This is a genomic window from Ercella succinigenes (genome assembly GCF_900002895.1).
Genome location: NZ_CDHP01000063.1, coordinates 53,703 through 74,586, shown reverse-complemented (window position 1 = coordinate 74,586; position 20,884 = coordinate 53,703). Strand labels below are relative to the sequence as shown.

22 protein-coding genes are annotated in these 20,884 nt (G+C 39.0%); 19 read left to right on the top strand and 3 right to left on the bottom strand.

The window, feature by feature from the left end:
- Nucleotides 1–67: 67 nt before the first annotated feature.
- Entirely contained in the window at nt 68–832 is a 765-nt protein-coding gene (locus AC0KSB_RS13610) for a J domain-containing protein (protein WP_472310207.1), read from the bottom strand.
- 12 nt (nt 833–844) lie between these two features.
- A complete protein-coding gene (gene murC, locus AC0KSB_RS13605; protein ID WP_472310205.1) occupies nt 845–2,326 on the bottom strand; it encodes a UDP-N-acetylmuramate--L-alanine ligase in 1,482 nt (493 codons plus the stop codon).
- A 242-nt stretch (nt 2,327–2,568) separates the two neighbouring features.
- On the opposite strand from murC, the gene spoVG reads away from it, so the two are divergent.
- The 10 genes from spoVG (at nt 2,569) to AC0KSB_RS13555 (ending at nt 10,512) form a co-directional block, all read left to right on the top strand.
- Nucleotides 2,569–2,904, top strand: coding sequence for a septation regulator SpoVG (spoVG, locus tag AC0KSB_RS13600; protein ID WP_472310203.1), 336 nt, complete (start codon nt 2,569–2,571; stop codon nt 2,902–2,904).
- A 236-nt stretch (nt 2,905–3,140) separates the two neighbouring features.
- The gene (gene glpK, locus AC0KSB_RS13595) at nt 3,141–4,652 is read left to right on the top strand and encodes a glycerol kinase GlpK (RefSeq protein ID WP_472310201.1); all 1,512 of its coding nucleotides are present in this window, start codon (nt 3,141–3,143) and stop codon (nt 4,650–4,652) included.
- Nucleotides 4,649–6,070, top strand: a complete 1,422-nt coding sequence (locus tag AC0KSB_RS13590; protein ID WP_472310199.1) for a hypothetical protein — start codon at nt 4,649–4,651, stop codon at nt 6,068–6,070. Before glpK ends, AC0KSB_RS13590 begins: the two co-directional genes overlap by 4 nt.
- A gap of 115 nt (nt 6,071–6,185) precedes the next feature.
- Nucleotides 6,186–6,497 carry a 50S ribosomal protein L21 gene (rplU, locus tag AC0KSB_RS13585; protein WP_472310197.1) on the top strand — a complete coding sequence of 104 codons (312 nt, stop codon included), beginning with the start codon at nt 6,186–6,188 and terminating at the stop codon, nt 6,495–6,497.
- 49 nt (nt 6,498–6,546) lie between these two features.
- Entirely contained in the window at nt 6,547–6,891 is a 345-nt protein-coding gene (locus tag AC0KSB_RS13580) for a ribosomal-processing cysteine protease Prp (protein WP_472310195.1), read from the top strand.
- Nucleotides 6,892–6,906: 15 nt separating this feature from the next.
- Entirely contained in the window at nt 6,907–7,188 is a 282-nt protein-coding gene (gene rpmA, locus AC0KSB_RS13575; RefSeq protein ID WP_472310193.1) for a 50S ribosomal protein L27, read from the top strand.
- A 92-nt stretch (nt 7,189–7,280) separates the two neighbouring features.
- A complete protein-coding gene (gene obgE, locus AC0KSB_RS13570; RefSeq protein ID WP_472310191.1) occupies nt 7,281–8,549 on the top strand; it encodes a GTPase ObgE in 1,269 nt (422 codons plus the stop codon).
- Between the two features lie 57 nt (nt 8,550–8,606).
- On the top strand, nt 8,607–8,912 hold the full coding sequence (locus tag AC0KSB_RS13565) for a YhbY family RNA-binding protein (protein ID WP_472310189.1): 306 nt from the start codon (nt 8,607–8,609) through the stop codon (nt 8,910–8,912).
- 123 nt (nt 8,913–9,035) lie between these two features.
- Nucleotides 9,036–9,194, top strand: coding sequence for a rubredoxin (rd, locus tag AC0KSB_RS13560; RefSeq protein WP_472310187.1), 159 nt, complete (start codon nt 9,036–9,038; stop codon nt 9,192–9,194).
- Between the two features lie 106 nt (nt 9,195–9,300).
- The gene (locus AC0KSB_RS13555) at nt 9,301–10,512 is read left to right on the top strand and encodes an FprA family A-type flavoprotein (RefSeq protein ID WP_472310185.1); all 1,212 of its coding nucleotides are present in this window, start codon (nt 9,301–9,303) and stop codon (nt 10,510–10,512) included.
- A 30-nt stretch (nt 10,513–10,542) separates the two neighbouring features.
- Here AC0KSB_RS13555 and AC0KSB_RS13550 read toward each other — a convergent pair whose 3' ends face one another.
- Nucleotides 10,543–11,208 carry a DUF4364 family protein gene (locus tag AC0KSB_RS13550; protein WP_472310183.1) on the bottom strand — a complete coding sequence of 222 codons (666 nt, stop codon included), beginning with the start codon at nt 11,206–11,208 and terminating at the stop codon, nt 10,543–10,545.
- A 215-nt stretch (nt 11,209–11,423) separates the two neighbouring features.
- Between AC0KSB_RS13550 and AC0KSB_RS13545 the strand changes: the two genes are divergently transcribed.
- The 9 genes from AC0KSB_RS13545 to AC0KSB_RS13505 all read left to right on the top strand — a co-directional run bounded on the left by AC0KSB_RS13545 (nt 11,424) and on the right by AC0KSB_RS13505 (nt 20,801).
- Nucleotides 11,424–12,167, top strand: a complete 744-nt coding sequence (locus AC0KSB_RS13545) for a class I SAM-dependent methyltransferase (protein ID WP_472310181.1) — start codon at nt 11,424–11,426, stop codon at nt 12,165–12,167.
- Nucleotides 12,168–12,362: 195 nt separating this feature from the next.
- The gene (galE, locus tag AC0KSB_RS13540; RefSeq protein WP_472310179.1) at nt 12,363–13,388 is read left to right on the top strand and encodes a UDP-glucose 4-epimerase GalE; all 1,026 of its coding nucleotides are present in this window, start codon (nt 12,363–12,365) and stop codon (nt 13,386–13,388) included.
- A gap of 118 nt (nt 13,389–13,506) precedes the next feature.
- Entirely contained in the window at nt 13,507–15,111 is a 1,605-nt protein-coding gene (locus tag AC0KSB_RS13535; RefSeq protein WP_472310177.1) for an LCP family protein, read from the top strand.
- Nucleotides 15,112–15,152: 41 nt separating this feature from the next.
- Nucleotides 15,153–15,815 (top strand): CvpA family protein, encoded by a 663-nt coding sequence (locus tag AC0KSB_RS13530; protein WP_472310175.1) that lies wholly within the window; start codon nt 15,153–15,155, stop codon nt 15,813–15,815.
- 132 nt (nt 15,816–15,947) lie between these two features.
- Nucleotides 15,948–16,232, top strand: coding sequence for a co-chaperone GroES (locus AC0KSB_RS13525; protein ID WP_472310173.1), 285 nt, complete (start codon nt 15,948–15,950; stop codon nt 16,230–16,232).
- 77 nt (nt 16,233–16,309) lie between these two features.
- Complete coding sequence (gene groL / locus AC0KSB_RS13520; protein ID WP_472310171.1) at nt 16,310–17,932, top strand: chaperonin GroEL; 1,623 nt, start codon at nt 16,310–16,312, stop codon at nt 17,930–17,932.
- A gap of 155 nt (nt 17,933–18,087) precedes the next feature.
- Nucleotides 18,088–18,612 carry a DUF6106 family protein gene (locus tag AC0KSB_RS13515; protein WP_472310169.1) on the top strand — a complete coding sequence of 175 codons (525 nt, stop codon included), beginning with the start codon at nt 18,088–18,090 and terminating at the stop codon, nt 18,610–18,612.
- Between the two features lie 22 nt (nt 18,613–18,634).
- Complete coding sequence (locus AC0KSB_RS13510; RefSeq protein WP_472310167.1) at nt 18,635–19,993, top strand: MFS transporter; 1,359 nt, start codon at nt 18,635–18,637, stop codon at nt 19,991–19,993.
- A complete protein-coding gene (locus tag AC0KSB_RS13505; protein WP_472310165.1) occupies nt 19,983–20,801 on the top strand; it encodes an acyl-[acyl-carrier-protein] thioesterase in 819 nt (272 codons plus the stop codon). The genes AC0KSB_RS13510 and AC0KSB_RS13505 overlap by 11 nt, the downstream gene beginning before the upstream one ends.
- Nucleotides 20,802–20,884 lie beyond the last annotated feature (83 nt).

Sequence of the window (20,884 nt, the reverse complement as noted above, 5' to 3'; positions counted from 1 at the left end):
CAATCTTTTAGTTTATGCAAATAAAGTGTTTTGTTAGATTTAATTGAACTTTGATTTTGAAAAAATATTATTGCCCCATCTTCTGATATCTCTGGATATTGTCTTCATTTAGGAATTCATAAGCTTCATTAATCTTTTGAAACTGTTGCGTGGCGTCTGGTGCTTTATTGACATCAGGATGTGACACTTTGGCTTTACGCCTGTATGCCAGCTTGATTTTGTTTGGATCGGTCGTGACCGGGATTCCCAAAGTTGCACAGCTTTCTTCATATTTCTTCTTGAAATCGGTAAAAGGATTACCACCATAGGAACTGCCGGCTCTCTGATATTGATCTCCTGTGTTTCCAAAGTTTTGCCACTGCCTAAAGCGTTCTTCCCACTGTTGTTGCTGTTGACGCCTCCGATACTGTCTTTGTCTTTCCTTTTCTTCTTCTTCTTTTTGGAACTGTTCTTTATAGTAGCTATAAGTTCTGTAATTATATTTATCTGGATATATCATATGATTGGACAAATTCATTAGATAGAGCGTGCTTATTTCCTTAAAATACTTTAGATATGAGCTTGAAATAGCTCCCAGAATAGGGAAAACAAGTATTATAAGCAAAATGGCTACCAGGGCGGGACGTCTCATCAACCAATTTCCAACCGGACCTATCAAAAGAATGATTGCAAGACAGCCGCCTGTACTTATAACAACAGCACAGCCTCTGATAAAGCTTTTGGCCAGAAGTATTCCCGATTCTATCAGATAGATAATTCCTCCAAGAATATATGAATGTGCCTTAGCTATTCCATATAAAGCCTTGCCTATAATTCTCCTTATAAACTTCATTTTGATTTCCTCTTATTTCCCTCGCTGCATAAAATCTTTTCGACCTGTTAGTTGATCTGCAAATGATCTTATATCTTCTGGACCTAGAACCAGAATTAAATCGCCTTCCGAAACAACTTTATCCAATTTGCTTTTTATGTCTGCAAAAGAATCGCAAAAAACAGCATTGCCACCAAGATTATTTATTGCTTTTGCAATATCTCTTGAACTTATATAATCTCTTCTTTTTTCTCTATCGCTGAATATTTCTGCAAATAATACATATTCGCAGTCTTTTAATACTTTTACATAATCATCAAATAGTATTTCTGTACGACTGAAAGTAAGTGGCTGAAACACAACCCAAATATGCTTATGGGGTATATTAGCCGCCGCTTCCAATGTGGCCGCAGCCGCTGCCGGATGATGAGCATAATCTGCTATAACTTTGGCTTGACGATAATGACCGGTAAAAGTAAATCTGCCCTCAGCACCTTGAAACTCTGCAAGCGCTTTTACTGCTGCGGCAGGATCTGCACCATGCAGATGTGCACAGGCAATGGCCGCCATTGCATTATCTACATTATGTCTGCCTGGTATCTGAAGCTTAAACCTCCCATAGAAATTGCCTCGGTAATAAACATCGAATTGAGGTAGTCCTTCAGAGAAAATCAAATTATTGTAATAAAAATCCGGTTTGTATTTTACAAAATAATTAGTATCTTCCTGAGCACCAAACCAGATAATGCGCGGCAACCGACAATTGGTTTCGGCAAAATTATTGATTAAATTTTTTGTCATTTTTTCGATGTTTTTATCCGCTGTAGGAAGAACAATATAACCGTCAGAAGGAACTTGACTGACGAAATCTGTGAATACATCAATTAGATTATCGAGGTTTTTAAAACAATCAACATGATCATAATCAATATTAAGCACAGCAGCTGTGGTAGAAAAGAATTTCAAAAAACTGTTTTTATATTCACAGGCTTCCGATACCATCAGATCGCCTGGTTTGCCAACACGTACTGTTGTTTCAAACTGAATGAGTTCTGCCCCAAGATGAACAGTAGGATCTTGTTCGGAAGCTATCAAGATTAAAGAACACATTGCAGTGGTGGTTGTTTTACCATGTGTACCTGCAATGTTGATTATTTGCCGGAATGATCTGTTTATCCAGCCAAGAAATCCTGCTCTGTCTACTGTGATAATACCTTTTTCAGCAGCTCTTATTAATTCTGGATTATCACTTTGAACTGCTGCAGTATAGACTACCAGATCGGGATTGAAACTATCGATTCTGTCTGCCAAATGGCCGTCAAAAATCTTCACACCTTTTAATTTCAGGTGATCTGTTCTTGCTCCTGTGTGCATATCAGAACCGGCTACAACAAAACCAGAAGCATTTGCCAGCTCAGCCAGACCGCTCATGCTTATTCCACCTATACCTATAAAAAAAATGCGATCACCCGGATTTAAGGATATCGCTTGATAGTATTGATTTTTTTTATTCATAACGTAACAAACCGCCTTTGAAAAATACATCTGCTTATTTTATCATAATAGACAATAGCATGCCAGATATTTAGTATCTTGTGTTCTGAAATAATAAAAGTTTTAATTATATTGACAAACAATGCTGAATGTACCTTTGAATAGTGATATAATGGTCTTAGAGAACTTGGTAAAAATATACTAAAATCTTGTGCCCGTTAAACAAAATACTGTCAAAGCGCAATAAGAATGGAGGATTCTACATGGAAATTACAAGCATAACCATTCGGAAAATGGGTAACGAGGGGAAAATGAAAGCCATTGTTTCAGTTACTTTCGATAACTCTTTTGTCGTACATGATATAAAGGTTATTGAAGGTACTAATGGATATTTCATTGCCATGCCGAGCCGCAAAACGCAAGACGGTGAATTTAAGGATATTGTTCACCCGATCAATTCAGAATTCAGGGAAAAAATTTCCGGAGAAGTATTGAAAAAATATCAAGAAGCATTGGAACTTGCTAAAGCAGAACAGCAGCAGGAATCTCCGATTGTCATGCTACCTCCACAGGAACAGCAGACGGAGGATGAAGAATAATCCTAATCATATGAAGTACTATTTTGTAATCATAAAAATAATATTTTCATTATGATAGTTTAATTCCAGGCATAAGATATAATCAATATTTTTATTCAAGAGTTAAAGACGCAGATTTCACGGGGGAAAGTGGAGTCTGCGTTGTTTATGTTATAATTATCTCTAAAAGTCAGACGAAACTATTTGCACAATAAGGAGGAAAAGTTTCTGTTTTTTGCCGGAGACTTCAAAATACTATGGACAACAATAGATATTTAATCTCTTTGGATCAGGGCACTACGAGCTGCCGTGCGGTAATTTTTTCGATTGATGGGGATATCATAGCTACTGCTCAGCAGTCATTCAATCAGTATTTTCCTCAACCAGGCTGGGTAGAACATGATGCTGATGAAATATGGCGTACACAATTAAATGTTTTAAGCTCAGTAATTGCAGAATCAGGTTTGGATATATCTCAAATTGAAGCAATGGGAATAACAAATCAGCGTGAAACAGCTGTGCTTTGGGATAGAAAAAGTGGCAAACCTGTTGCTCCTGCCATCGTATGGCAGTGCAGAAGGACTGCTGATTTATGCCGTAGACTGGTTGATAATGGTCAAAGTCAATTAATATATGAAAAAACAGGTCTTATACCGGATGCATATTTTTCTGCTACTAAATGGCAATGGCTTTTTGAGCAGCAGCCTGATTTACTGGAAAGAGCTGAAAAAGGCGAGCTGCTTGCAGGTACTATCGATAGTTGGCTTGTCTGGAAACTTACGGCAGGAAGAAAGCATGTGACTGATGTAAGTAATGCTTCAAGAACTATGCTTATGAATATTCACAATCTGAAGTGGGATCACGAACTTTTGGATATATTTAATATTCCTGCTGCTATATTGCCAGATATTGTTCCTTCTTCAGGAATCGCTGGAATTGTTGATGAAAGTATAGTTGTCGGTGGAATACCGATTTCCGGAATTGCCGGTGATCAGCAAGCTGCTTTGTTTGGTCAGGGATGTCATAAACCCGGAATGACAAAAAATACATATGGTACTGGCTGTTTTCTCTTGATGAATACGGGAGAAAAACCTGTAATGAACAGTAGTGGATTACTGACTACCGTAGCCTGGCAGACAGCCGAAGGTACAGCATATGCTCTTGAAGGAAGTGTATTTAATGCTGGTTCGGCAATACAGTGGCTGCGAGACGAAATGGGGATAATCAAACGCTCTGCTGAGTGTGATATTTTAGCAGAGCAGGCTGGTGATAGTTGCGGTGTGTATTTTGTTCCTGCTTTTACAGGTCTTGGTGCTCCATGGTGGGATATGAATGCCAGAGGAATGCTGACCGGTCTTACCAGAGGAAGTAAGAAAGAACATTTAGCCAGAGCTGTTCTGGAATCAATAGCTTTTCAAAGTGAGGATGTTCTTAACTGTATGCAAAAAGAGAGCTCTTGTGATATTTCTGTTTTGCGGGTTGATGGTGGTGCTAGTGTCAGTAATATTTTGATGCAGATGCAGTCTGATTTTTGCCAGGTGCCGGTTGATCGTCCGGCCGTTACAGAAACCACCGCACTGGGAGTTGCAGGACTGGCAGGACTGGCAGTTGGTTTATGGGCGAATGAAAGTGAATTTGCCCGGATCAGGAAAAGTGACAAAGTATTTGAACCATTGATGTCAAATGAACAAGCAGAGAAAAAAATTAAGCTTTGGCATGCGGCTGTAAATGCTGCCAGATGCTATGCAAAGGAATCATGTAAAGCATGAATAAAAATGATAATCACAGATCAAATCATCAAAGAGGGCAGACAATCACAGTTATCTGTATAGTTTTATTATTCATTTTACTAACAGCGCTTGTTGTTTTTGCTACTCAAAAATTCAACTTCAAAACAGTTGAGCAGAATAATTTTAATAAAGCATCGGTAATTATCTTTATACCGGATGATAGCTCCATCAGACGGACAGAAGCTGACTGGCTTTCCTATTCTTTTGAACAAGCCGGTATGCCGGTTATGATTAAGTCTGTTAGTAGCGGTTATGACAATGATGATTACTCGCATTATATCTCCGGGTGGGTGAATTGGAAAACTTCCAGATCAATACAATCTGATGATATCTGGATTATAGCTCTGGGAATACCGGGGGATTACGCCTATTCGCTTTCCCAGCAATGGGATAACTCAAATCTTTTAATGGCATGGCCGGATGATATTTTTGTGGATTGTGCAGATTGGCAGAGTTTTACAGCAGATATGGCAAAAAATTGGCCGTCTGATAAAACTTTGATTATTTTTACCGATGAAAATACTTCAGTACAGACAAAAACGCTATTTGAAGCAATAAGCAGTGAAGATGCGTGGCTTTTTCCCGGATTAATCAAAGATGAATCAGGCAATCTCAGTTTAATTCAATCTTCCGATGCAAGGTTTGCGCTTTATGAGTTCAATAAAGGCGGCTTGACTTTACCTTCAATGTCATCATCATATGTAAATGAAGTTACATCAGCGGTGCTTACCAGACAATCTGCTCAGATAGAAAATACTTCCGATATTTATCAAAGAATCCAACAGGCATCCAGAGAGGTGGAATCACTGTCTTTTGTTTATATAGCGGTACTTCTTCTGTTTATATTAATAATTTACTTAACAGCTCTCAGAAGTGTTTTTGCAAGCAGACAAAAGCTTTCTGATACTGATGTTGAAAGCTTTTATGAGCCAAATAATAGCAATTTTGTATGGATTCTTAATTCATTGCCGCTTATACTTTCTTTGCTGGTAATTGTGTTTTTAACTTTTAATTTATTTGGCATTTTGGGATTATCTTTATGTTCCTGGTGGCTGAAAATATTAATTTTTGTTTCAATTATGATTGTATTTATTCCTGATGCCAGAATAGGCATTGCAGACAGAGATTTGGAAAAGACAGTAATAATTAATTTGATATCTGTCTTAACATGGTTGTTATTTGCTGCTTTTGCTGTCTGGCTGCTATTATCTTCTGTGTTGCTGAAAAATACCCCAAGTGACAGTATTATCTGGTTGCTTGCAGGTATAGCTGTGCTTTTTTCTGCAAAACTTGCGGTAAGACAATTATCTGCTGCAGATTGTAAAATTTGGTTGTCTTTGCCACTTAGTGCTTTGCTCGCTCTTAGTGGTCTTAATCTGATTTTGGTGTTTGTCTGATCTGTTTGACAATTTGCGAATATGATGATAACATGTTTCGGTGACCGCATGGCCCGGGCTCCTAAAATGCTTTGCATGCCTGAGGCAGCGAGACTGTATGCAGGAGGAAAAACTAATGTACGCTATTATCGCAACTGGCGGCAAACAGTACCGTGTTTCGGCTGGAGATGAAATCTTCATTGAAAAGCTCGAAGGCGAAGCTGGTGATGCCATCAAATTTGATCAGGTTCTGGCTGTATCTGATGACAATGGTCTTAAAGCAGGAACACCTGTTGTAGACGGAGCTGTTGTTGAAGCAGAAATTGTCAAACAGGGCAAACAGAAAAAGATCATCGTATTTAAGTATAAGGCTAAAAAAGGCTATAGAAGAAAAAAAGGCCATAGACAACCTTATACTCGTGTTCGTATCAATAAAATCACAGTGTGATTTTGATTTGAACAGTCAAAGCAAAAGCTTTTGACAAAAGGAACAGGTTATGATCACTGTTAATTTGTATCGTATTCCCAGTGGCTTTATTCGCCGTTTTGAGGCAAAAGGTCATGCGGGTATGGCTCAGTCAGGTTCGGATATTATCTGTGCAGCTGTCTCTGCGATAGCTCAGACGGTTATAGGTAGTCTTGAAGATCTGGCAGGATTAAAAGTTGATTATTGTTTAGAGGAAGGTAATATATCCTGTGAGCTTCCTGATCCTGATTCGATGCCTTCCGGGCAGTATCTGATTGCGAAAACTCTTGTTGATTCTTTCGCCTTGGGTTGTTGTCAAATCAGTGACAGTTATGGTAGGCAGTATGTGTGTATAAAAGAGAAAAGCTTCGATTAAAGGAGGTGCATCGCAATGATTAAGGTAAATTTGCAACTTCTTGCCCATAAGAAGGGTGTTGGTAGTACTCGTAACGGACGTGATTCAGAGTCAAAGCGTCTGGGTGCAAAAAAAGGAGACGGCCAATTGGCAACAGCTGGTAATATTCTTTTTAGACAGCGTGGTACGAAGATTCATCCAGGCAATAATGTAGGCATCGGTTCAGATGATACATTATTTGCTCTTATTGATGGTAAAGTTAAGTATGAGCGTTTAGGACGTGACAAAAAGCAGGTAAGTGTATACCCTGCTGAGTGATTATGTTCTTGTAGAAGTAACGAAGATGGAAGGGTCCGGCCTGGACAATTGCGGCCGGGCTCTTTTTGACATCATAAAAGGAGGCTATGGCCATGTTTATTGATAGCGCCAAAGTCTATGTCCGAGCCGGCAATGGCGGTAATGGCATGGTTTCATTTCATACAGAAAAATATGTTCCTAATGGAGGCCCTGACGGTGGCGACGGTGGTCGTGGCGGCAGTGTAATATTTTATGCTGATGAAAATATCAGCACTTTGCAGGATTTTCGTTTTAAACGTAAATATTCAGCTATGGATGGTGAAAAGGGCGGACGTAGAAAATGCTACGGCAAAAGTGGTGAGGATCTTTTATTACCGGTTCCGGTGGGCACTTTAATCAAGGATGCACAGACTGGTAAAACACTTGCTGATTTTACTGAGCCAGGACAAAAAATAGTTGTGGCAAAAGGAGGTCGTGGTGGAAAAGGCAATATTCATTTCGCAAACAGTATCAGGCAGGCTCCTAATTTTGCCAGGGCAGGTGAGCCGGGGGAAGACTTCGACCTGCTGATTGAATTAAAATTACTGGCTGATGTTGGTTTAATAGGCTTTCCAAATGTAGGTAAATCAACTATTTTGTCAGTTGTTTCGGCTGCCAGACCTAAAATAGCCGATTATCCGTTTACTACAATAATTCCTAATCTGGGGGTTGTATCTGTCGATGATACAAGTTTTGTTGTCGCAGATATACCGGGACTTATTGAAGGCGCTCATATGGGAATGGGTCTTGGTCTTTCGTTTTTGAAACATATTGAGCGGACAAGACTTCTTATACATGTTATAGATGTTTCTGGCAGTGAAGGTAGAGATCCTTTGGAAGATTTTGAGCAGATAAACAAAGAACTGGAATCTTATCATGAGGGTTTGTCTTCAAGGCCACAGGTTGTTGCCTTAAATAAAATTGATATGGTAGATGATTCCGAGTTGGACAGAATCAAGAAAGCCATTGAAGAAAAAGGTCTGGCTGTTTTTCCGATGTGTGCAGCCATTAATGAACAAGTCAGACCGATGATTGAATATGTGGCGGCTAAATTACAGAGTTTACCAAAGACTATTCTGACTGATTCGGTTGAAGAAGAGGCTTTATATAAATTTGAAGAGGATGCCTTGTTTGAGATTGTTAAAGAAGAAAATGTTTTAAGAGTTAAAGGTGCCTGGATTGAGAATCTTGTTGATTCCACCAATTTTGATGATAGTGAATCGATACAATATTTCCAGAGAATTATCAGGAAAAAAGGTGTCATAGAAGCACTTGAAAAAGCGGGAGTCAAGGAAGGCGATCTGGTTGCACTGCATGATCTGGAATTTGAATTTATTTATTAATTGACTGGTAAAATTTTTTAGAATATGGCTTATTATAAAAGCTTAAAGAGGTATACAATGATAAGTAGCAAGCAAAGAGCCTGGTTGAGGGCAATGGCAAATGATATGTCCTGTAATTTCCAGATAGGAAAAGGTGAAGTTGACAGTGATATGATAACAAGCCTGGATGAACTTATGTCAACGCATGAGCTCATAAAGATTAATGTGCTTAAAACAGCGGAGCGCTCTATAAATGAGATAGCAGAAGAGCTTGCGGAAGCTGTTGGTGCCGAGATAGTACAAAAAATAGGCCGAAGGATAGTCATTTACCGCTTTTCAGAAAAGCTGGCAAAAAAGGGTAAAAATCTTAATTTGCCATTTTAATTTTTAAATTAGCTTATTTCAGGTAACAAATACAGGTAGTCATCAAACTGTTATAACGATATAATGTCAGTTAAGACAGAATTGACCTGTCAAAAAAGTTACTATGAAAGAGAGGCTTAACAAATGAAAAAGTATGTTTGTAATCTTTGTGGTTATGTCTATGATCCTGCTGAAGGAGACCCGGATAATGGAGTAGCTCCAGGTACTGCTTTTGAAGATATCCCTGAGGATTGGGTTTGTCCTTTATGTGGTGCCAGCAAGGAAGAGTTCAGTGAAGAATAATTGACAGCCATAAAAATTGTAATCATTTAGGATGTCAAAAAAACATGTTCGTACGGTCTTCCGGTCATTACCGGGAGACGTATGATCTCGTTAAGGAGAGATCAAAATGCCAGTATTAGCGATTAGTGACCAGGTTTTTGAAGTTGGAGCATCACATTCAGAACGTGAATTATTCGACTGTCTGATGCCGACACCGCATGGTACGACTTATAACTCATATTTAATAATCGGTTCGGATAAAACCGCTCTGATTGATGCCGTTGATCCTGAAAAAACAGATGTTCTGCTTCGTAATCTTGAAGAAGCAGGTGTAAAAAAACTGGATTATCTGATTAATCTGCATACGGAACAGGATCATGCAGGTTCAGCAAAGGCTATAGCAGATCGATATCCGGAAGTACAGCTTGTAACTAATGCCAAAGTGAAAGAACTGATGCATACGCATCTTCATATACCAGAAGACCAGATGATGGTTGTGACCGAGGAAGATACAATTGATCTTGGCGGTAAATCACTTTCCTTTATGATGATTCCGTTTGCCCACTGGCCTGATAACTATATGGTTTTTCTTAAAGAAAACAATATATTGTTTTCCAGTGATCTGTTTGGATCTCATTATGCTACACCAAAGGCATTCTCAACCTCGAGTGCAGAACAGAGGTTGGCGGCCAAAAATTATTTTGCCGAGATAATGCTGCCTTATAGAAACCATGTAGCAAAATACACTAAGCGTGTACGTGAATTATCCCCCAGAATGATTGCACCTTCACATGGGCCGGTTTGGTATGATCCCGACATAATTTTACGCAGATATGAGCGCTGGACAGGTGATGCTGTTAAGAACCTTGTAGCAATACCTTATGTAAGTATGCATGATAGTACAAAAGTCATGGTAGAACATCTTACAATTAAGCTTTCTGAGCAGGGATTGTCAGTTGTTTGCAGAAATCTTGGCGACAAACCAGACTCTTTATCTCTTGAAACCGGGCATTTTATAACAGATTTGGTTGATGCAGCTGCCGTCGTAATGGCTTCACCTACCGTTATTGGAGGTCCTCACCCCAACATAGCATACGCAGCTATTGTTGCAAATGCTATGAGACCAAAAACCAAGTTCTATGGCATGATAGGGTCTTATGGCTGGGGAACAAAAATATCAGATACGCTTGAAGCTCTTACTTCTAATCTAAAAGTGGAGAGGTTAGATCCGGTACTTGTGAAAGGTCTGCCAAGGAAAGAAGATTTGGAGCGTTTAGATAAACTCGCAATTGAACTTGCCGAAAAAATCAAAGCGATTCCTAACCTTGTAAAGCCTTAAACCAAGTTGAGACAGGTTTAATAGTAAGTTTTAAATAAGTCGTTGTTCCTGTTTATATGGACGGGCAGGCTCCTGGTGAGAATGCTCGTCCTTTTCTTTTGCCTTGGTAGACAAATCGGAATTTGACGCTTCTGTTTTTTGATTGTTTATTTCACCGGTCAATAATGCCAGCATAGCAACATAAGTTGATCCCGGCTGATTTTTCCAATGCTTGCAGATGCCCTTGGCCAGTTGGCGGTCAGGAATTGTAAGTTGTATTTTTATAGTTTCGTGGACGCCGTCATTCTGACTGAGTACAACTTTATACTGTCCGTTTGCATCCGGCTCGTATATAGCCTGGACATCGTGCTGTCTGCGAAGATCTTTTCTCCAAGTGGCAGTTGTTTGCAGCAGATAAGTTTTAACATGCAAAGGTATTTTATGATCAAGCGTAGACAGAACAGACTCACCTTGTCTTGTTATATCACATCTTTCCAAAGGATTACCGGAAGCATCTAGTTCATGTTCATCTTTTCTGATTCCAGTTAATAACATATGATCGCGGCTTAATTCCTGATATGCCTGAATATACGTGAAATAGTCCATATATAAAGTCTCTAAAGCCAGATTTGTAAGCTGATTATATGTAATTGCAGGTATCTGCTTGACAATAGTAAGTATTATTAATTTGCTGATAGCAAGATTAGGATTTTTCACAGTTGTAATTCTCCTTTAATTGAGATATTCAAAGCTTATTGTAACAAATTAGTAAGTACGAGCAAAGATATACTGATTTGTAAATACTTATGGCATATAATATGCTTTATAGTCAAAGAAAAAAATTATTGTATCAGCTTTTTACTGATGAAATTATTTTTAGTATATATCTTTAGGTTGTTAAGTAAAAGCTTTTATCCAAGGAGATGATTAGTATGGCGTTCTATGAACAATTATCTAAATATTATGATCAGGTTTTCCCCGCTTATTCCGTAACTTCACAATTATTGCTTGAGTTGGCAGGTGATAAATCAGAACATATTCTGGATGTTGCCTGTGGTACAGGCAGCTATGCTGAAATTCTGGCACAAGCCGGTCACATCGTACAGGCTTGCGATCTCGATCAGAAGATGGCTGATAGAGCTGGTCAAAGAGAAGGGGTAAAAGCTTTTGCCGCTGATATGAGCTTTTTGGCAGAACATGAAGAGGTAAAGCTTTTTGCCGGGTCATACAAGCTGATCTATTGCATAGGCAACTCTCTGGTTCATTTGCCCGATAAAGAAGCTATAAACAAAGCAGTGGCTGGCATGGTTTCTTTATTGGCTCCGGATGGAATATTACTGCTTCAGATTATTAATTATGACAGAATACTTGATTATAATATAGACGGACTGCCTACAATCAAGAATACGGAAGCAGGGATTAGTTTTACCAGACACTATTTTAGAAGTAAGGAAAATGAGCGTATTATATTTCAGACCGAACTGAATATCGAAAATAATAAAGGTCATCAGTCTTTTAAAAATGAAGTTTTGTTATATCCTTTGCGCAGCAATGATCTTTTAGAAATACTAAGAAAATCAGGTTTGGAAAATGTTGAAAAATTTGGCGGTTTCGCAAAAGAAGCATTTGATATTGATGCAAGCGTTCCATTAATTGTTGTTGGCAGAAAAAAATAAAACAGCTCACAACAAAACAACATATTATAAAGACTGATTACACTGGAAGGATCAGAAGATAGCTGATAGTCTTTTGATGTGCGGCGGCTGAGTTTTTATATATCCGTCGACTGCATAATAAAGAATTTGTTGAAAATAAAATTAAATTTTGCAATTCCAGATAATATGGAAAATAAAAAATCAGGAGATAAAAATATGAGTACAATTCTAGTAACTGGTGGAGCAGGGTATATTGGAAGTCATACTTGCGTCGAATTGTTGAATGAGGGTCATGACCTGATTGTGGTTGATAACCTCATAAACAGCAGCATTGAGTCCCTTAAGCGTGTTAAAGAAATCAGTGGACGTGATTTTTGTTTTATAAAACTTGATATTTGTGACAAGGCTGCACTTGATGACGTATTTAATCAATATAAGATTGACGCAGTTATTCATTTTGCCGGTTTAAAGGCGGTAGGTGAATCAGTTGCTATGCCACTTGAGTATTATCGTAATAATATTAAAAGTACAATAACTCTTTGTGAAGTGATGGCAAAGCACAATGTTTACAGGTTGGTTTTCAGCTCATCTGCAACTGTTTACGGTGTTCCTGATCAAGTGCCTATTAAAGAGGATTTCCCTTTATCCTGCACAAATCCTTATGGCTGGACTAAACTGATGAATGAGCAGATACTTAGAGATCTGGGAATAGCTGAAAATAAGTGGTCTATTGTTCTTTTAAGATATTTTAATCCTATTGGAGCTCATTCTTCCGGCAGAATAGGAGAGGATCCTAAAGGTATACCAAATAATCTTATGCCTTATATAGCTCAGGTTGCTGTCGGCAGAAGATCGGAACTACATGTATTTGGCAACGATTATTCTACAGTTGATGGTACAGGGGTCAGAGATTATATTCATGTTGTAGATCTGGCACAGGGTCATTGCCGTGCGATTGATTACACAAATTCTCATACGGGTGTTGAAGCAATAAATCTTGGAACAGGAAAAGGGTATAGTGTCCTTGAGCTGGTAGCTGCTTTTGAGAAAGCCAGTGGACAGTCAGTTCCGTACGTAATAGATGCACGTCGTCCCGGTGATATAGCAATTTGTTATGCAGATCCGGCAAAAGCTGCCGATGCTCTGGGCTGGAAAGCTAAAAAAGATCTTTTTTCAATGTGTGAAGATTCCTGGCGCTGGCAAAAAAATAATCCTGATGGCTATGAAAGTTCAAATTGCTGAGAATACTATACTGTAAATTTTACTTGACTTTGTCAGAAGATGTTTGCCTTAAATATCTTCCGCATGATATTATTAATCGACTCAGGTTCAAGTGACCTGTTTATCAGGAGGTCTTTTTGTGAAAAAGAACAGACATCAGCAGGACGGCGGCAGAAACTCTCAACCAGAGGTCTGGCAGCCAATAGATCCTCGTTCAAATAAAAACAAATCAGTAAATAGCACAATGTCAAATGGCAATAAAACAGCACCCAACGGGATGAAAAACGCTAATGGCAGAAAAGTTAAGCTGGATAAAAACGGTAAACCCAAAAAGCAGCTTACAAAAAAACAGAAGAGACGTCGTGCTTTAATTATAGTTCTGTCTATTCTTGTAGTCTTATTATTGGCAGGCTGGTTAGTCTGGGGATATGTGATGGGCAGAATAAATCTGATTGATTCCGACAAGGAAACTCTACCGGATGAATTCAATGTGCCGACTGAAAGCTTGCTTAACCCTTTGCCTGAGGTTAAGGGTGTAACTAATATTTTGCTTTTAGGTGTTGATTCGCGCGATCCTGATAGTATTGAAACTTTATCGGATGCAATGATGATTCTAACCATAGATCAGAAAAGCAATAAGCTTAAGCTTACTTCTTTGCAAAGGGATATGTTGGTTTATTTCCCAGGCAAAGATCAACCTGACAAGATCAATGCTGCCAATGCGAGGGGCGGCCCTGCAATGGCTGTACGTGTTGTCAACGATACTTTCCGTCTTAATATTCAAAATTATGTTGTAGTTAACATGTTTGCTATGGAAGAGATAATCGATATTGTAGGCGGTGTAAAAATAGATGTTCAACCGGCTGAAATTGAACATATTAACAGTAGTGTAATAATCGCCAATAATGACCATCCGGACAAACCGCAATCACCACTTGTTACAGAATCCGGTGTGCAGCTCTTAAACGGCAGACAAGCTGTTTCATATGCCCGCATCAGAGTAATTGGAGCCGACTATGCCCGTATGGGTCGTCAAAGAACTGTTATGCAGGCTTTGCTTGATGCATTCAATGAAGCAAATGTAATCACAAAGACTAATATGATAACAGGTGGCCTTCAGTATATAACAACAAATCTAAGCGAAGGTCAGATCATGGATCTGGGTCTGAAAACACTACCGATAATGAATGGTGAAATAGAACAGATGCAGATTCCGATAGAAGGATATTTTACAGAGAGTAATGGACAAAGCTGGGTAAATCTTTGTGACTTTAACGGTATGATACCTCATCTGCAGGAATTTATCTTCGGTCAAAAATTCCCCTTTGACCCGGTAAAAGAAATACCGGGGGCTCCAAACGGTAACTTGTCGATGAGTAGTACAACAACTGCATCGACTCGGAGTACAACGACAGTACAGACAACAACCATACAGGAAGAGACAACAACTGAAACAATAGAACCAACGACGGCTGCGCCCCAAACGCAGCCTTCTGCATCTGAAGAAACAAAAGCAACGACTACGGTGAAGCCTGAGCCAACACCTACACCAAAGCCTACACCAAAGCCTACGCCAAAGCCGACACCTAAACCTACACCTACACCTACGCCAAAGCCGACTCCTGCACTTACACCTACGCCAAAACCGGAAAATCCAACCCCAACTCCATTACCAGCTCCAAGTCCAAATCCAAATCCAGGTGATGGCGACAATGCTGACTTAGCAGAAGGTAATCCAATATAATCACCAGAAAACAGTAGTTTTTTATCAATCTGAGGAGAGACATGATTACAGATATTATAGTAATAGCATTTATACTTATTATGGCTTTTATTGGCTGGAAAAGAGGATTTTTACTGACCTTGATCAGTCTGGCCACTACTCTTATATCGTTGGCTGTAGCCTGGTTCCTGATGGGGCCAATGACAAGGGTGCTTGAAAAAGCGCCTTTTTTGCAACCTTTGGCAGAAAGAATAGAGGCAAAAACTATTGAACCGTTGCAGGCATCAGGAGAAACCGTTGCCGAGGCTATTGCTGGATTTGGCCTGCCGAGTGCCGTTGAACAGCTTTTGATCGGCAGTTTTGCAGATTCTTCCGGCGGTCAGACAGCCTGGCAGGACTTGTCATCAATGATGTTTCGCTTTGCTTTATCTGCAGGTCTGTTTTTAATCATTACGTCAGTCATCATCATTCTGATCGTTATGATAGGCCGTAAGCTCACAGATTTTATGGATAAATTACCTTTGCTGGGTTTTGCAAATCGTTTTACCGGTTTACTGATTAATTTGATTTTTGCCCTTGTAATAGTACATGTGATTCTTTTTATCGCTGCACTCCTTGCACCTTTGTCAGAAAATATCAGCAGCTGGCTGGAAAGTTCGGCAGTCTTGTCCTGGTTTTATCAGGCAGAAATCTGGCATGGACTTTTAGACACAAATTTTTCATAATTTTTCACAATCGAATAACTTGACAAATCACTGCAAAAACAATATATTAGACTCTGGAATTAGCACTCAATAGTTTAGAGTGCTAATGAATTAATAAAGCGTATTTTATACACAATAAAGGAGGCAAAAACTATGACCATTAAACCTTTAGGTGACAGAGTTGTCATCAAAATGATTGAAATGGAAGAAACTACAAGAAGCGGTATTGTTCTGCCTGGTTCAGCTAAAGAGAAGCCGCAGGTTGCCGAGATTGTTGCTGTAGGGCCTGGCGGTCTTGTGGACGGCAAAGAAGTTACAATGCAGGTAAATGTTGGTGATAAAGTTCTTATCAGCAAATATGCCGGCACAGAAGTAAAGATGGATAATGTAGACTACACTATCTTGAAACAAGGCGATATTCTGGCAATTGTAGAATAATCAGAAATTTGACCGGTTTTTTATTAATAATTAACAATAGTTTTGAAAAAACATATACTCACAGGAGGTAGATAGAAATGGCTAAAGATTTACAATATGCAGAAAACGCCAGACATGCTCTGGAAAGAGGCGTAAATAAACTGGCTGATACAGTTAAAATCACTCTCGGTCCAAAGGGTCGTAATGTTGTTTTAGACAAAAAATTCGGTTCACCTATGATAACCAATGACGGTGTAACAATCGCAAAAGAAATCGAACTTGAAGACCGCTTTGAAAATATGGGTGCTCAGCTGGTAAAAGAAGTTGCAACAAAAACAAATGATGTCGCTGGTGACGGTACAACAACTGCTACTTTGCTGGCTCAGGCAATTATTCGTGAAGGTATTAAGAATATTGCTGCAGGTGCAAATCCGATGATTCTGCGCAAGGGTATAATGATGGCCGTTGATACTGCTGTAAAAGGTATACAGGACAATTCCAAAAAAATCTCCGGCAAAAAAGATATTACCCGTGTTGCTGCAATTTCAGCAGATGACAGCTATGTAGGCGAACTGATTGCAGATGCCATGGAAAAAGTGACTAATGATGGTGTAATAACTGTTGAAGAATCAAAAACCATGGGTACCGAGCTTGAAATTGTTGAAGGTATGCAGTTTGACCGTGGTTATGTTTCTGCTTATATGGTTACTGATACAGATAAGATGGAAGCTGTACTTGATGATGCATATATTCTGATTACAGATAAAAAGATCAGCAATGTTCAGGATTTACTGCCACTTCTTGAAAAAGTTGTTCAGACAGGCAAAAAACTGGTAATTATTGCAGAAGATGTTGAAGGTGAAGCGCTTTCTACTCTGGTTGTTAATAAACTGCGTGGTACATTCACCTGTGTTGCTGTTAAAGCTCCTGGTTTTGGTGATAGAAGAAAAGCCATGCTGCAGGATATAGCTACTTTGACCGGTGGTGAAGTAATTACAGAAGAACTCGGCCTTGATCTTAAAGAAACCGAACTTGAGCAGCTCGGACGTGCACGTCAGATCAAAGTTCAGAAAGAAAATACAATTATTGTTGACGGTGCTGGATCAGATGAAGACATCAAAGCTCGTGTCGCATCTATTCGCTCACAGATTGAAGAAACAACTTCTGATTTCGATCGTGAAAAACTCCAGGAGCGTTTGGCAAAGCTTTCAGGTGGTGTAGCTGTTATCAAAGTTGGTGCAGCAACCGAAACTGAGATGAAAGAAAAGAAACTGCGTATAGAAGACGCACTTGCTGCAACCAGAGCCGCTGTTGAAGAAGGTATTGTTGCAGGTGGTGGTACTGCTTATATCAATGCTTTGCCTGGTGTTGAGGGAATGATTGCTGATCATTCAGGCGATGTAAAAACTGGTATACGTATCGTTCTGAAAGCCCTAGAAGAACCTGTACGCCAGATTGCAGCCAATGCAGGTCTTGACGGCAGTGTTATCTGCGAAAAGGTTAAGAACAGTGATGTAGGTATCGGCTTTGACGCTCTCAATGAAGAATATGTCAATATGATGGAAAACGGAATTGTTGATCCTGCTAAGGTTACTCGTTCTGCTCTGCAGAATGCTGCTTCAATAGCTTCAATTCTCTTGACAACAGAAGCTGTTGTTGCTGATATCCCTGAGCCAGAGCCTGCAATGCCGGCTGGTGGCCCTGGAGCAGGCATGTATTAATTGGATTTCGGACATAGCGTCGAAATTACATTCATCAAATAAATAGAGATAAAGCTGCCCCGACATTACTTTTGTTTTGTCAGGGGCAGTTTTTTTACTTGTACAACTTAACTACATTGCGATAGAATAGTCAGGAGAACAAGGGAGGTCATCTTATGGACGACGTTTTTTTAGAGAAAATTGTTACTAAACGCAAAACAGGACAGGATTACGCAAAAATTGCAGGTATTCTTTTACTTGCCTTCGTATTATTGACTGCTATTTTTATGTATGGCAGTATGTTTAGCTTCCTGATTCCTTTTCTGCTTGTAGGTATTGGTTATGGTTTATGGTATTTGCTTACAGGAATGAACAAAGAATATGAATATATCGTAACTAATGGTGATTTGGATATTGATATTATCATTGCTAAGCGTAGGCGTAAAAGAGTTCTTTCAGTTAAAGCCAAGGAATTTGAGCTGATGGCAAAAACAGGAACTGATGACGATAAGCAGGCTCGCAAGGGCAATTATAAACTTCTTGATTTTTCTGGCTATGCACAGTCGGCTGATAACTGGTTCATACTTACTAATTACAATCAGGAACGGGTAATGATTCTTTTTGCGCCGGATGAGAGAATGCTCAAAAATATGAAAAGATATAATCCTTCGAGAATTAAATACAATCAATTCGGTCAATAAATAAGAGGGACGGTAAAAATGAATGCAAAGTAGTATGCTCTCCGAATCACGCTTTAACAAAACTGAGAAAAGCTGGATTCTTTATGATTGGGCTAATTCCTCTTATGCAACAATTATTATGGCGGCAATATTTCCGATATATTTTGCCGAAATAGCTTCCTCCGGTGGTGTTAATGGCGATGTTTACTGGGGATATGCGACTTCGGCTGCAACTTTGGTGATTGCTGTTATGGCACCTGTTCTTGGAGCTCTTGGTGATTTTAAAGGGATGAAAAAGAAGCTTTTTGCTTTTTTTCTGCTATTAGGATTAGTTTTTACCGCAACAATGGCTTTGACTGATAACTGGAAAATAATGCTTGCCGGCTATGCCTTTTCATATATAGGTTTTGCCGGCTCTTTGCTGTTTTATGATTCCTTTATTACTGATGTGACCAAAGCGGAAAAAATGGATAAGCTCTCGGCATGGGGCTATGCTATGGGGTATATTGGTGGAAGCACTATTCCTTTTATAATCTCTATTGTTTTGATTATGTTTGGTGAAAACTGGGGTATGGATTCTGTTCTGGCTGTTAAGCTTTCTGTCATAATTTGTGTTGTCTGGTGGGCAGTCTTTTCTATTCCCATATTATTTAATGTTAAACAGAAGTATTATATAGATCGTCCGGCAGGTCGGCTTATCGGGCAGGCTTTTATAGGATTACGCCGAACTTTGAGTGATATTATCCATAATCGGGCAATGCTTGTTTTTATGATTGCCTATTTTTTCTACATAGACGGTGTCAATACAGTTATTCACATGGCAACTGTTTATGGTTCTTCGCTGGGTCTTGGATCAACCGGCATGATACTTGCTTTGCTGGTAACACAGATTGTAGCGGTTCCTTGCTCAATTTTATTTAGCAGCCTGGCTTCTCGTTTTGGCTCTATAAAAATGATATCGGTGGCAATAATAATATATTTTCTTATTTGTCTGACCGGATTTTTTATGGGATTCTCGCTGGAACAGTATCAACCTGATTCTCCAGGCTATGCAGATGCTTTACAGTTTTCAACAAGATTATTCTGGGTTATGGCTTTTATGGTAGGAACAGTCCAGGGTGGTATACAGGCATTATCCCGATCTTTTTTCGGAAAGCTTGTTCCGCCAAAACGTTCTAATGAATTTTTTGGATTCTTTGATATTTTCGGCAAATTCGCAGCCGTTACAGGTCCAGCTTTATATGCACTTATTGCACATTTGACCGGACGTTCTTCATATGGCATTTTGTCATTGCTTTTACTTTTTGGTATAGGTCTTATTATTATTGCTTTTTGCAAAAAAGATTTACAGGAGGCTGAACGTCAATCACTAAATTACGGAGACATAAAAAATGACAACTAAACATACTAATAATGAAAAAAACTTTCTTGAGGGGATCTATTCCTTTGATATTCGTGCTATAGAGACAGACTTTAATGATACTCTTCATATGTCTTCCTTGTTTGCTATGATGCAGGAAGCTGCATATAATCATTCAAAAAGTATTAATATGGGAGCTGATAGGCTTGATCCGATTAATATCTGCTGGTTATTGTCTAAAAAATCAGTGAGAATGAAGAGAATGCCTTCATGGCATGAGCCGCTGAGAGTAAAAACCTGGAGTCGTGGAGCAAGGCGGCTATTATGTTTAAGGGATTTCGAGTTTTATAGTGGCGAGGATGGTACTGAGCTGATCGGTCAAGCTTCCTCGGAGTGGTTTCTTGCAAGTCAGGAGACACATCGCCCTGTTAGACCTGAACAGGTTATTGATGCGGAGATGTTGCATAATCAGCTGGAAGCACCTTCTGTTTTTGATTTTGATTGTCCGAAATTAAAAAATCTAGAACTTCCAGAGCAAGATTTGCCTCTTTTGTTAAAATATGCAGATTACAGTGATATTGATAGAAATGGGCATGTAAATAATACTCGTTATGTGGCCTGGGCTGTAGATGCCGTACAAGCTGCAATTTATAATAGCAGTGATAGTGACCAGTTAATACCTATGACTATTACCGGTATTGATATTCAGTATATAAGTGAAATTGTTTTTAAGAGCAAGGTTCTTTTATTCGTTCAGATGTCAGAGCAGAATGTTTGTTTTGTTGAAGGTAGAACTGGAAAAAATGAGAATATTGCTTTTCGCAGCCGTATATTTTTTCATCAAAACTAAATCATTTTGAACAATTGTGAACTATCATTAACATTCAATTATCAATCAAGTATAATGATTGCCGTGGTTAATATGCAAAAAAA